Here is a 12,608-nt window from a genome sequence, read left to right as displayed (position 1 = left end):
CCAAATTGACGACGGATCGTGTCGGCTGGTCGATAGAGACCTCAGCCCTTGGCGTCGAGCGCCTGTTTCAACGTCAGCAGATCGCGCCAGGCCAGACGCTTCTGGCTGGGCTGGCGCAGGAGATAGGCGGGGTGCAGCATGGCCATGGTCGGCAGCGCCGCGCCGTTCGGCAGCGTCACGCTGGACCAGCGCCCGCGAAGCCGCATGATGCCTTCGTCGGTGCGCAGCAGCGCCTTGGCCGAGGGCGAGCCGAGACAGACGAGCACGCGCGGATTCACCAGCTCGATATGGCGCAGCGTGAAGGGCAGGCAGGTCTCGGTCTCGGCCGGGGTCGGTGTGCGGTTGCCGGGCGGGCGCCAGGGCACGGTGTTGGTGACGCGCACGTCCTCGCGCTTCAGCCCGATCGAGCCGAGCATCCGGTCGAGCAACTGGCCCGAGCGCCCCACGAAGGGCTCGCCCGCCAGATCTTCGTCGCGCCCCGGCGCTTCGCCCACGAACATCAGATCGGCCGTTTCCGAGCCGTTGCCAAACACGAGATTCTTGGCCGTCGCCTTGAGGCCGCAGCCTGTGAAATCGGCGAGAAGCACTTGAAGCTCCGCGAGCGAGCCCGCGCGCGCCGCTTGCTCCCGCGCTTCCGTCGCCAGCGCCTCGTCGGAGCGCAGCGCGATGGCAGGCGCGGGGCGGGGAGGAGGCGCGAGAACCGTGCTGCGTCGCTCGGGGAAGGTGCCGGGCGAGGCGGCTGTCTGTGCGGCGGCAGGGCCGGAGGCCGGGCGGCTTCCTTTGCGCCGCTCGGTTTCGGCTTCGGTTTCCGCAAACCGATCGCGCGGCGCTTCGCCGACGAACGTTTGAATGCCGGCGCGCGCGTACCAGTCGAGAAGGGCGCTCAGCGCCTCTCCCATCCGTTCCCCTGCGTCTGGCTGAGCCCTCGTCATGCGCCTCGTCTTACCGGATCGGGCCCGCCCCGCAAACCGCTGGATGACCCCGGCGTGCCTTGCGTCATAAACCCGTGTGTCTTGCTACATCGGGAAGACATACCCATGAACATTCCGTTAGAAGCATTTCAGAAAACGTCGAAAATGCTGCGGAGGTCCTGATGACGGAGAGCGAAACCCTGCCCGAGCGGGAATCGATGGAGTTCGACGTCGTGATCGTGGGCGCGGGTCCGGCCGGTTTGTCGGCGGCGATCCGGCTGAAGCAGGTCAATCCCGACCTCTCCGTCGTCGTGCTCGAAAAGGGCTCCGAGGTCGGCGCGCATATCCTGTCCGGCTGCGTGCTCGATCCCTCCTCGCTCGACAAGCTCCTGCCCGAATGGCGGCAGGAGGACACGCCGATTCGCCAGCCCGTCACCGAGGATCGGTTCTACATCTACGGCTCGCACGGCGCGGTGCGCCTGCCCAATGCCCTGATGCCCAAGCTCATGAGCAATCACGGCAATTACGTCGTCTCGCTCGGCCTCGTCTGCAAATGGCTGGCCGAGAAGGCCGAAGGGCTCGGCGTCGAAATCTATCCGGGCTTTGCGGCCGGCGAACTCCTGACCGACGATCAGGACCGCGTCATCGGCGTCGCCACCGGCGACATGGGCATCGAGCGCTCGGGCGAACCGGGGCCGAATTTCCAGCGCGGCATGGCCCTGATGGGCAAATATGTGCTGATCGGGGAGGGCGTGCGCGGCTCGCTCGCCAAGCAGCTGATCCGCCACCATGGGCTGGACGTGAACCGCGAGCCGCAGAAATTCGGCCTCGGCATCAAGGAGCTCTGGCAGATCGACCCGGCCAAGGCCAAGCCCGGCCTCATCCAGCATTCCTTCGGCTGGCCGCTGGATATGGCCACGGGCGGCGGCTCGTTTCTGTATCACCTCGAAAACAATCAGGTCTATGTCGGCTTCGTCACGCACCTGAACTACAAGAACCCCTATCTCAGCCCGTTCGAGGAATTCCAGCGCTTCAAGACGCACCCGGACATTGCCGAGCTGCTGCAGGGCGGCAAGCGCCTCGCCTATGGCGCGCGCGCGATCACGGAAGGGGGCTATCAGTCGGTGCCGAACCTGGTCTTCCCCGGCGGCGCGCTGATCGGCTGTTCGGCCGGCCTCGTCAACGTCCCGCGCATCAAGGGCGTTCACAACGCCATCTCGTCGGGAATGCAGGCCGCCGAGGCTGCGGCGAAGGCGATCGCGGACGGGCGCTCGGCCGATCTTCTGAAGGATTACGAGAACGGCTGGCGCGCCTCGCCCATCGGGCAGGATCTCTATCGCGTGCGCAACGTCAAACCGCTCTGGTCCCGCTTCGGCACGGGGCTGGGTGTGGCGCTGGGCGCGCTCGACATGTGGACCAACCAGCTTCTCGGCCTGTCCTTCTTCGGCACGATGCCGCATGGCAAGACGGATGCCGAGTCCACCGAGCCGGCGGATCAGCACAAGCCGATCGTCTACCCCAAGCCCGATGGCGTTCTGACGTTCGACCGAACGTCCTCGGTCTTCCTGTCCAACACCAATCACGAGGAAGACCAGCCGGTCCATCTTCGGGTGAAGGATATGGGCCTGCAGAAGAGTTCGGAGCACGATCGCTATGCCGGGCTCAGCCAGCGCTACTGCCCGGCGGCGGTCTATGAGTGGGACGAGACCAACCCGGCCGATCCGCGCTACGTCATCAACGCGCAGAACTGCGTCCACTGCAAGACCTGCGACATCAAGGACCCGAACGGCAACATCACCTGGGTGCCGCCGCAAGGCGGCGAGGGGCCGGTCTACGGCACGATGTGATCGGCCGGCCGTCCCGTCCTCACTCGGCGGCGGGAAGAGCCTCGCCAAAGGCCGGGACGAGCGTGTCCGTCCCGATCATGCCCTCGAAGGCGCGCAGACGCTTGAAGATCGAGAGAAGCTCCACGATCGTGGTCCAGCTCGTCACCAGATATTGGAACGAGCTGCGAACCTGCTCGAAAGCGTTGAGGATCTGATTCATGACGCCGAGCGTGATCGCCCCGGCCGCGATCGTGGGGGCCAGAACGAGATAGGGGAAGATCACGTCCGCCTGCAGGTAGAAGATGCGAGCGACGTTGAAATACATGTAGTGGAAGTAGAGGCGGAAATAGTTCTGCCGGACATCGGCGAACAGCGCCTGCACCGTTGGCGGCTGGGCACGGTCGGCCCGATCTTCGCCGATGACGAGTTCCTTGCGATAGGCCGCCTCGACCTTCTGATTGCTGAATTCGAGACCCGGCAATTTGACGCCGACCAGCGCCAGAAAGCTCGTCCCGAACACGGACCAGAGCAGCGCCGCGATGACGAGCGCGTGAGGCACTTCGCCGACGAGAGGCAAGGAGCGGATCGCCGAGGACAGACCGAGCAGGATCGGCAGGAACGCGACCAGCGTCAGCACGGCCTGGATCAGGCTGACACCCAGCCCTTCCACGGTCGTGGCGAAGCGCATCGTGTCTTCCTGGATGCGCTGCGAAGCGCCTTCCACACCGCGCAGCGCCGACCAATGCGCCATGTAGAATTCGTTCATCGCTTGCCGCCAGCGGAACACGTAATGGCTGACGAAGAAGCTCGTCAGAACGCCGACCGAGACGGCGACGAGCGCCAGCCCACCGAAGGTCAGGAAGCTGCGGTAGATGTCGCCCGTCGTGACCGGATGCTCATGCGAGAGCGCGGCCTGAATGAGGTCGTAGAACGGCCCGTACCACGTGTTGACGGCCACCGAGATCTGCACCTGGAAGTAGGTGAGGAAGAGGATGAGCGCCGAGCCGAGAATCGACCAGCGCGCCCAAGGGTGCGGGGCAAAGCGCTGCCAGACGCTGGCGAACAGCGACACGCAGGCCGCAAAATAAAGGTAGAACCACAAAAAGAGGGGTGACCAGAAGGCCGAGATGCCCACGGTTTCCCCGCCTTCGCCAAAGCCCAGATGATGCCCGAACGGGCGCGCGGCCGCATACCAGAAGGCGGCGCAGGCCAGCGTCCAAAGAAGGGCCGAGCCGAAGAACAGGCGGGGGCGGGGAAAGAAGGATACGAACATCGACGCGAAGCTCCCATGGCGCGCCGATTGTTCGCAGATCACGCGCCCGAGAGCCCGTTAAGCTTCTGTCATGACAGGAAATTCATGTTGGCTCGCGCGAGCGCGTCAGGCCCCGCCGCGCGGCGATGGGGTGCCGAGCGCGGCCGTGGTCGGCTCGGCGGCGCTTCGCGGGGGAGGCGGCTCGCTGGGGCGCACGGAAAAGCGCAGGAGAACCGGGAGATGGTCCGAACTCGTGCGCGCCAGAGTCTCGACCGCTTCCACCATGATATCGGGCGACACCATGAGCTGGTCGATCGGCAGGCCAAGCCAGCGCGGCCAGAAGGCGCGAAACTGGATGGTCAGCCATGTCGGCCCGATCCCGTCCACGATGCGAAGTCCGGCGGCATTCGCCACCGCGCGCACCGCCGCGCTCCAGGGCGCGGCGTTGAAATCGCCGCCCAGAAGCGCCGGACGATCGCCGGCCGGCAGGCTGGGGATCATCTCCGTGATCTGTTTCCAATGGTGCTTCGGCCAAGGCCAGTCGAGATGGAGCGCCGTGACGGCAACGTTCCGGCCGTTGAGGTCCACACCTTGGGTCACACGCCCGTTGCGGGGCTGGCACAGAGCTTCGCCCAGAAACGGGCGGCGCGACAGGATGGCGACGCCGTCGCGGTCGTTTTCGAGGCCGCAATAGGTCTGGAACGGATAGCGCTCCGAGATGACCTCGAACAGCGCGCGCCACTCGTCCGTCACCTCTTCGAGCGTCACGACGTCGGGCCGCGTTTCGGCAATGCGCCGGATCGCCTCGGCCTTGTCGCCGGCATCGTAAAGAAGGTTCATCTGAAGTAGCGTGTAGCTCGGCTGCCCCGTCGGCGCCGTCGCCTCATCCTGCGGCAGAAGCATGGGCAGCGTTGTCGCCAGCCCCAGGAGGGCGAAGCCGAACGCGAGGGCGCCGGCCAGACGCGCGCGCGCCGGAATGGCGACAAGCGCCACGAGCACGAGCCCTAGCGCGAGCGTGAGCCGGAAATGGCTGACGCTGTCGAAGGGATGAAAGGCCGCGCCGAAGAAGCCCGCAAGGATGCAGGCGCCGCCGGCGAGCGCCGCGAGGGTGAGGGCTCTGCGGCCCCAGAGTCGAAGGCCCATGATCTTACTGGAAGGCCGTCTCGAAGAAGGAGCGCAGCTTGCGCGAATGCAGCGCCTCGTGCGGCATGTCGGCGAGGCTCTGCATGGTGCGAATGCCGATTTCGAGATGCTGCGAGACCTGCCGCTTGTAGAATTCGGTCGCCATGCCCGGCAGCTTCAACTCGCCATGCAACGGCTTGTCGGAGACGCAGAGAAGCGTGCCATAGGGCACGCGGAAGCGGTATCCGTTGGCCGCGATCGTGGCCGATTCCATGTCGAGCGCGATGGCGCGAGACTGCGACAGGCGCTGCACCGGCCCCGTTTGATCGCGAAGCTCCCAGTTGCGATTGTCGATCGTGGCGACCGTTCCCGTGCGCATGATGCGCTTCAGGTCGTAACCTTCGAGGCCCGTGACATCGGCCACGGCCTTTTCGAGCGCCACCTGCACTTCCGCCAGCGGCGGGATCGGCACCCAGACCGGCAAGTCCGCGTCGAGCACATGGTCTTCGCGCACATAGGCGTGGGCGAGCACATAGTCGCCGAGCGCCTGCGTGTTGCGAAGGCCGGCGCAATGGCCGAGCATCAGCCAGGCATGGGGCCGCAACACGGCCACGTGGTCGGTGATCGTCTTGGCGTTGCTTGGGCCGACGCCGATATTGACCATGGTGATGCCGCTGCCGTCCGGCCGCGTCAGGTGATAGGCTGGCATCTGCGGCATCCGCACCGGAGCGACGCCGCTTTCGGGCTCCGCAGTGCCCGAGCGGGTCACGATATTGCCCGGTTCGACGAAACTGTCATAGCCGCGCCCGCCCGCATCCATCAGCCGGCGCGCCATGATGCAGAACTCGTCCACGTAGAACTGGTAGTTCGTGAACAGCACGAAGTTCTGGAAATGGCGCGGACTGGTGGCGGTATAATGCGCCAGACGCATCAGCGAGTAATCGACGCGCTGCGCCGTGAAAGGCGCGAGCGGGAGGGGCTCGCCCGGCTGCGGCTCGAAATTGCCGTTGACGATCCGGTCGTCGGTCGCGGCGAGATCGGGCACGTCGAAAATATCGCGCAGCGGCTTGTCGAGTTTTTCCGCCAGAACGCCGTCGACATAGGTGCCTTCGGGCAGGGCGAAATGGATCGGAATGGGCGTCTGCGACGGGCCGACCAGAATCGGCTGGCCGTGGTTCTTCAAAAGCTGTTCCAGTTGTTCGATCAGATAATGGTCGAACAGGTCGGGCCGGGTCACGGTCGTGGCGTAGGTCCCAGGCCCCGGCACGAAGCCGAAGGACATGCGCGAGTCGATCCGGGCATGGCCGACCGTCTGGAGGGAGACTTCGGGATAGAAGGCGCGGAAGCGGCGCGAGGTGTCGCCGGTTTGAAGCACCTCGTCGAACCGATCGCACAGAAACTCGACCGACAGGCGGTAAAGGCGCGTCAGTTCGGCGACCGCCTGTTCGGCATCCAGAAAGGGGCGCGCCTCGCCACGAGGGGGCATGATGAAGGACGACATGGGCGAACTCGTGAGTGGCTCGGTCATGGCTTCTCATAGCCGAGCGGACGAGGCACGGGAATGAGCCCGCTCACCGAAAATCGGCGTCCGCCGGGGAGGGAGATCAGTCGGCTGCGTGTTTGCCGCAGACCATGCCGCGGTCGAGGCAGCCCGCGCTGGCCACCCCAATGCCGGGAATGTGCTGCTTGGACTCCACCAGCTCCGAGAAGCCGAAGGCAAAGAGCGCCAGAAGGCTGCATAGCACGGCAAGACGAACGGGCATGGTGCCTCCCCAGGATCAGACGCCGATTCTGCCTGACGAAGCTGAACCCGAACTGGCGGCGGAGTTCAGACTTCGTTCACACTCAGCCTCCGGGGACGGCTGCAGCCGGAAACGAGAAGGTCTTGTCGGCCACGCCCTGAGCTTCCTACATCAGAGTCCCAGACATGGTTGGAGCCCCAGCGCTATGACGCAGCAGACCAAGCCGATCGAACTCCATTACTGGCCGACCCCCAATGGCTGGAAAATCTCCATCATGCTGGAGGAACTGGGCGTCCCCTACGAGCTGAAGCTCGTCAACATCGGCGCGGGCGATCAGTTCAAGCCCGAGTTCCTCGCCATCTCACCCAACAATCGGATGCCGGCCATTGTCGATCCCGAGGGGCCAGGCGGGGAGCCGATCTCGGTTTTCGAGTCGGGCGCGATCCTGCAATATCTCGGTCGAAAGTTCGGCCGCTTCTATCCGGGCGACGAGCGCGCTCGTGTCGCGGTGGAGGAATGGCTGTTCTGGCAGGTCGGCGGCCTCGGACCCATGGCCGGACAAGCCCATCACTTCCGGCAATATGCGCCCGAAAAGATCGCCTATGGGATCGATCGCTACACGAACGAGGTCAACCGCCTGTACGGCGTCATGAACAAGCGCCTCGCCGGGCGGGACTTTCTGGCCGGTGACTATTCCATTGCGGACATGGCCTGCATCGGCTGGATCGTTCCCTATGCCAATCAGGGCCAATCGCTCGACGACTTCCCGCATCTGAAGGCGTGGTTCGAGCGGATGAAGGCGCGGCCTGCGGTGGAGCAGGGCTTGGCGGTTGGTAAGGAGGAGCGCGAAAAGCTCAACTTGGCGCAGGACAAGGCAGCGCAAGGCGTTCTGTTCGGTCAGAAGGCGCGATAGGCGCGTCGCTCGCGAGGCGGGTGTCGAACCTGCCTCGTTTTTCCAATCGGCATGACGGCCAGTCGACACCGAATCGCGGCGATGGTTTCGATGGGCGAGCCGCCGTCCCTGTTTCGCTCGACCGCGTAGGGTCGTGTTGAAGTAGGGGCGTGTTGCAACAGCATGATTTCAGGCGGCTGGCTGATCGACGAGCCGGCGTCTCGAACTCCGGTTCCACCACGCGACCCATCTGCTTATCGATTTTCGCGAGATGGGAAGAAGAGGGGCGACCATCTGGCGCTCCCTTCGACGGCTTGATCGCACGACGAAGGAAGTGGGGCCTAGTTCCCCCACCCCCATTCCAAAGAAAGGGGCCTATCAGCCCCCGCGATGACGGCTCCAGGTCTGGGATCGGCAGAAGATGCGAGCAACGCAGCCCGTGAGCACGAGCTTGTCGCCTTTCACCTCGGCGCGGCCATCGTAGCTCTTGCCGTCGCGCGGGTCGATCACCGTGCCGGTATAGGTCGGTGCTCCGCCATCCATCCGTCCCACGGATCGGCCCTGATAGCGTCCGGTTTCGACACGCGAGCAGAAGCTCGCCCCGCATCGTGAATAGGTGACCGTTTCCCCATTCGATAGGCGCCACGTGCCGAGAATCGGCTCGGCCATGGCTGGAAGCGCCATGAAGGGCGAGGCGAGACAGGCGAGGAAGAATAGCTTGGGCATCGAAAATCCTGCAGGACGCAGTGAGTTCAGATGAGCCAGAGTGGTGAGGCTTCAAGGGGAACGGAGCGCGTTCGCAGGAAACGATAACGGGAATCGGTGCATCGTGAGGCGCAGCCGGCGCAAAGCGCATCCCAACGACGAAAGCCGTTCCACTTGCGCGGAACGGCTCCATGCTTGGCCGATGGGTGGACGAAACTCCAACGGCCCTGATGCGACTTGCTGGAGGGCAGGTCATGTAGGTGCCGGCAGGCCGGCGAAACCTGCGGGCCGGAGCCCGCAGGAACTTGGTCGGATTAGAAGTTGCGCTGCAGGCGCAGGAAGCCCGACGTCTGGTGAACGTCGCCGACTGGAGCCGCGAAGTCGACGTTCTTGTACGAGACTTCGGCCAGAGCCGCGAAGTTGTTGGTGATGGCGTAGCCGACGTTGCCGACAGCCGCCCAGTACTCGCCGTCGCCGATGAACGTGCGGCCGTTGACCGGGGACACGAGGCGCATGTCGAAGGTCTTGCCGTACTGGCCGGAGACCGCGAGGCCGACCTTGCCGAACTTCTGCGCGTAGCCTGCACCAGCAGCCCACTCGAGGATGATCGGCGTGCCAGCGTTGGTCAGCTGGTTGCTGGACAGCGTGCTGACCGTGTTAACCGTGGTGATGCCGGCATAGATCGTGGGATCGAAGGCGTAGTGACCCTCGATCTTCAGCTGCGAGTCAGCTGCGATCAGGTTCTTGAGGAGGACGCCGCCCTTCAGAGCGAAGGCGTCGTTGTTGCCGTCGCGCAGCAGCGTCGGGAAGTTGCCGACCAAAGCGATCGGAACGCCGTTGATCGTGACGGTATTCGTGATGCCGCTCACGTTGTTCGCGTTGAACGTCTCGTCATAGACGGCCGAGAGGTAAGCACCGCCCCAGGCGCCCGAGTAGACCAGCTTGGCATGCACATCGGGAACGATGTCGCCGGTGCGGTCGTCTTCGAGGCCGAGCGTGGCCGAGAAGCCGTTCGCCGCGAAGGTGTACGAGATCTGGTTGGTGCCGAAGTCGCCGACGACGAGGTCGGTGTCGGTCAGCAGGCCGTCTTCCAGACCGCCGACGCCCGAGGTCCAGAGCGAGTCGCGGTAACCGACGAGCAGGCCGCCGAGCTGGATGTAGGCCTGATCCATCACGTAGCTCGCGCCGAGCGCGGAGTCGGGCTGAGCGATCGTGTTGTTGGTGGCCTGGACGCGAGCGAAGGCGCGCAGGGTGCCGAGTTCGGTCTCTTCGCGAGCGTCGAAGTTCAGACGGGCGCGAACCGCGCTGCCGGCCTGGTACTTGTCGCCTTCCAGGTTGCGGGCGGGGGAGCCGGCAACGTTATACTGGAAACGGACGTAACCGCCGACGCTGAGGCAGGTCTCGGTGCCGGGGATGTAGTAGAAGCCCTTGCCGTAGACGTCGCAAACGCGGACGTAATCGACCGGCTCAGGCTCGGCGACGACGACAGCGTCAGCAGCACGAGCGCCAGTGATAGCTACGAAGGCCGCAGCGGAGCCAAGAAGAAGGCTCTTGATGTTCATGTTCTTTTCTCCAGTCAACATTCGGATCGAGCTTCTAGCGAGCTCGTTCGGTTCGTTGGCGAAAGCCTGCGGCAGCGACGAGGCCCTCGCGAATTCGTTTAACATGAACGTTTCTACGGAGAAGACTCATTTCACCGCAATCCAGCCACAAAACAGCTAGCCGAAGAGACGAGTTGTAGCTTTGCATCACAACATAAGGCTGAATGACAATGGTTCTATTGTCAAAAATCGTCGGCGCTTGTCATACATCTGTCGCAAGCGCAAACGGGTCGGCTTTATCAGCTTTGTTCTGGCGATGCGGCATCGTAATTCTATATTATAATACTGACTGACAAAATCTGTTGCCGGGGAAGCGCGTTCGGTGCGGTTCCGCTTGCCTCGAGGCCATGTCGCAAGACGTCAACGACGATGGCGCTCTTCGAGCCATTCCGAACGCCGTTGCGATCAGGAAAAGGGGGGTAAGCGCGTCGATCGCATCGCACATCTCGCCCGGGCTGCGATTGCCGATATCGGCATGCCGGATCGACCGTCGGAGATGTCCCGTCCCTGACCGGGAAGTTGCAGCTGAAAGGGGGAGAAGTCGCGGATCTCGAACTGCCGCTGCGGCTTCATCGGCAGGCCGCAGTGAGCTGGCGTCTAGCAACCCGTTAGGGTTTTCAGATTCTTCCAAGCAACTTAATTCGAATTATCCAAGTATTTTAGAAGCTCGTTCAATCGCCGCTGCCATCCTTCCCCTACGAACCCACGAGGTCGGGCGATCAACACAGGAAGAGATCGATGGCACGCTTTGAACTTCACGACGCGAATTTCGGTACGGCGATGGGCGAAAGCCTGTCCTTGGGTGACACGTTGTTTGCCATGGGCCTGCGTCTGGCCGGCGATGCCGCGCAAGTCGTGTCCGCGCATATGTATTTCAATCTGGCCGACCGCATGGGTGTCGAAGGCGCGGCCTTTCACCGCCAGGATATGACCGCCCAGATGACCAAGGTGCAGGTCTCGCGTGCCCAACGCGCCGCCCGCGAATGGCTGGCCCGCAATTGAGGCCAGCTTGGACGGCGTTGAGCACGGCCCTCGCGTGAGTTGCCTTTGATTAACCCGCTTGGGCGATCGCGTGCCTGAGGGCCGTGCCAAACAAATCGAGGTCTTCGTCTCGTCCGACTGTCACGCGGATCATGCGATCCAGCGGAGCGACGCCGGGCATGCGGATGAAGACATTCTGCGCCAGCACGAGTTCGAGAATATGCCGTGCATAGGCGCCATCGCGCCCGCAATCGATCGCGACGAAATTCGTTGCCGAGGGTAAGGGGCGAAGGCCCGCATCCCGCGCGATCGCGGCCAGCCGCTCACGCGCCGCCTCGATGCGCGCGATGGTTTGCCGAAGATAGGCTTGGTCCGCCAAGGCCGCCACCGCGCCGGCCTGCGCAATGCGCGACAGGCCGAAATGATTGCGCACCTTGTCGAACTGCTTGACGACATCCGGCGCGCCGATCGCATAGGCGACGCGCACGCCCGCCATGCCATAGGCTTTGGAAAGGGTCCGAAAGCGCAACACGTTCGGCCGCAGCGGCTGGAGCGGGGGCAGCGCGGAGGCGGGCGCCAAATCGCTATAGGCTTCGTCGAGAACCAGAAGCGTTCCGTGCGGCACCGCGTCCATCAAGCGCTCGACCGAGGCGGAATCGTGCCAGCTCCCGGTCGGATTGTCCGGGTTGGCGAAATAAACGAGCTTGGGCACCGTCAGCCGCATCCGCTCGATCAAGGCGTCGATGTCTTCCCGGTCTTCGCGATAGGGCACGAAATCAAGATGCCCGCCATGTCCCGTCACATGATAATTGAAGGTCGGATAGGCGCCTAGCGACGTGACGACCTGATCGCCGGGGTCGAGGGTCAGTTGGGCGAGAAGGCCGAACAACCCGTCGATGCCCTCGCCCGCGACGAAGCAAGCGCTTTCCAACCCATGATGCGCCGCCAGCGCCGCTTTCAGTTCGAAATGCTCGGGGTCGCCATAGGCCCAGCTTTCCCGTGCGGCCTCGCCCATCGCGTCGAGGACGCGAGGCGAAGGGCCGAACACACTTTCATTGGCGCCAAGGCGCGCCGCAAAGCGCACACCGAGCCGGCGCTCGAGCGCTTCCGGGCCGACAAAGGGAACCGTCGCGGGAAGGGCCTGCGTGCGCGGTGTGAACGGCATAGAGGAGAGTCCTTATTTATAGGCGACGACACAACGGGGGCGGGAGGCGTCCTCGGCGGCGGCGAGACTCCTTCTTAAAGGCCAGACTCGGTGAATGGGAAGCAGAGGATTCGGACGCCGTTTCAAGGTGCGCCGGCGTGTCTCGACTGCGATTCGGGGGGACTCAGGGTCCTCTCGATCCTCGAATGGGGATGAACCTTTCGCAGGGCTCCCCTCTTTGCGGTCGGACTTCGAGTTGAGCATGAGATGGTACTGGCATCGCCAGGGAGCCTTTTGAGCGTCAACCGCTTCGGCTGCTTTGATGCATCGAAAGGCGAAAAATCCAATAAATATAGGGGGTTGGTGATGAGGCTGGTCCTGGTTTGTCTGTGTCGAAAAGGACGCGAGCAAGAAGGCAGCTCGTCACAAAAC

The 12,608-nt window shown here is 63.9% G+C and carries 11 protein-coding genes; 3 read left to right on the top strand and 8 right to left on the bottom strand.

The features are described from left to right. Nucleotides 1–41: 41 nt before the first annotated feature. Nucleotides 42–899, bottom strand: coding sequence for a uracil-DNA glycosylase (locus AUL36_RS00840; RefSeq protein ID WP_058636474.1), 858 nt, complete (start codon nucleotides 897–899; stop codon nucleotides 42–44). Between the two features lie 194 nt (nucleotides 900–1,093). On the opposite strand from AUL36_RS00840, the gene AUL36_RS00835 reads away from it, so the two are divergent. Further along, nucleotides 1,094–2,758, top strand: coding sequence for an electron transfer flavoprotein-ubiquinone oxidoreductase (locus AUL36_RS00835; protein WP_062216965.1), 1,665 nt, complete (start codon nucleotides 1,094–1,096; stop codon nucleotides 2,756–2,758). A 19-nt stretch (nucleotides 2,759–2,777) separates the two neighbouring features. Here the strand turns inward: AUL36_RS00835 and sbmA are convergent, their stop codons facing one another. From sbmA to AUL36_RS23595, 4 genes are all read right to left on the bottom strand, one after another. After that, nucleotides 2,778–4,010: a peptide antibiotic transporter SbmA gene (gene sbmA, locus AUL36_RS00830; protein ID WP_062216963.1), complete on the bottom strand. Its 1,233-nt coding sequence runs from the start codon at nucleotides 4,008–4,010 to the stop codon at nucleotides 2,778–2,780. Nucleotides 4,011–4,115: 105 nt separating this feature from the next. Beyond that, on the bottom strand, nucleotides 4,116–5,132 hold the full coding sequence (locus AUL36_RS00825; protein WP_062216960.1) for an endonuclease/exonuclease/phosphatase family protein: 1,017 nt from the start codon (nucleotides 5,130–5,132) through the stop codon (nucleotides 4,116–4,118). A gap of 4 nt (nucleotides 5,133–5,136) precedes the next feature. Continuing rightward, the gene (locus tag AUL36_RS00820) at nucleotides 5,137–6,639 is read right to left on the bottom strand and encodes an AMP nucleosidase (RefSeq protein ID WP_062216957.1); all 1,503 of its coding nucleotides are present in this window, start codon (nucleotides 6,637–6,639) and stop codon (nucleotides 5,137–5,139) included. A gap of 76 nt (nucleotides 6,640–6,715) precedes the next feature. Then, on the bottom strand, nucleotides 6,716–6,874 hold the full coding sequence (locus AUL36_RS23595) for a hypothetical protein (RefSeq protein ID WP_156418213.1): 159 nt from the start codon (nucleotides 6,872–6,874) through the stop codon (nucleotides 6,716–6,718). Nucleotides 6,875–7,058: 184 nt separating this feature from the next. On the opposite strand from AUL36_RS23595, the gene AUL36_RS00815 reads away from it, so the two are divergent. Next, on the top strand, nucleotides 7,059–7,766 hold the full coding sequence (locus AUL36_RS00815; RefSeq protein WP_062216954.1) for a glutathione S-transferase family protein: 708 nt from the start codon (nucleotides 7,059–7,061) through the stop codon (nucleotides 7,764–7,766). Nucleotides 7,767–8,123: 357 nt separating this feature from the next. Here the strand turns inward: AUL36_RS00815 and AUL36_RS00810 are convergent, their stop codons facing one another. Then, on the bottom strand, nucleotides 8,124–8,471 hold the full coding sequence (locus AUL36_RS00810) for a DUF2147 domain-containing protein (RefSeq protein WP_058636468.1): 348 nt from the start codon (nucleotides 8,469–8,471) through the stop codon (nucleotides 8,124–8,126). 293 nt (nucleotides 8,472–8,764) lie between these two features. Continuing rightward, the gene (locus AUL36_RS00805; RefSeq protein WP_062216952.1) at nucleotides 8,765–10,012 is read right to left on the bottom strand and encodes a porin; all 1,248 of its coding nucleotides are present in this window, start codon (nucleotides 10,010–10,012) and stop codon (nucleotides 8,765–8,767) included. Between the two features lie 777 nt (nucleotides 10,013–10,789). Here AUL36_RS00805 and AUL36_RS00800 point away from each other — a divergent pair. Further along, nucleotides 10,790–11,053, top strand: coding sequence for a hypothetical protein (locus AUL36_RS00800; RefSeq protein WP_062216949.1), 264 nt, complete (start codon nucleotides 10,790–10,792; stop codon nucleotides 11,051–11,053). Nucleotides 11,054–11,102: 49 nt separating this feature from the next. On the opposite strand, the gene AUL36_RS00795 is transcribed toward AUL36_RS00800, so the two are convergent. After that, nucleotides 11,103–12,197, bottom strand: coding sequence for a pyridoxal phosphate-dependent aminotransferase (locus tag AUL36_RS00795; RefSeq protein ID WP_062216946.1), 1,095 nt, complete (start codon nucleotides 12,195–12,197; stop codon nucleotides 11,103–11,105). Nucleotides 12,198–12,608: the final 411 nt, after the last annotated feature.

This window comes from Aureimonas sp. D3 (assembly GCF_001463805.1).
GTDB lineage: Bacteria > Pseudomonadota > Alphaproteobacteria > Rhizobiales > Rhizobiaceae > Aureimonas > Aureimonas ureilytica_A.
This window is presented reverse-complemented; position numbering and strand designations above follow the sequence as displayed.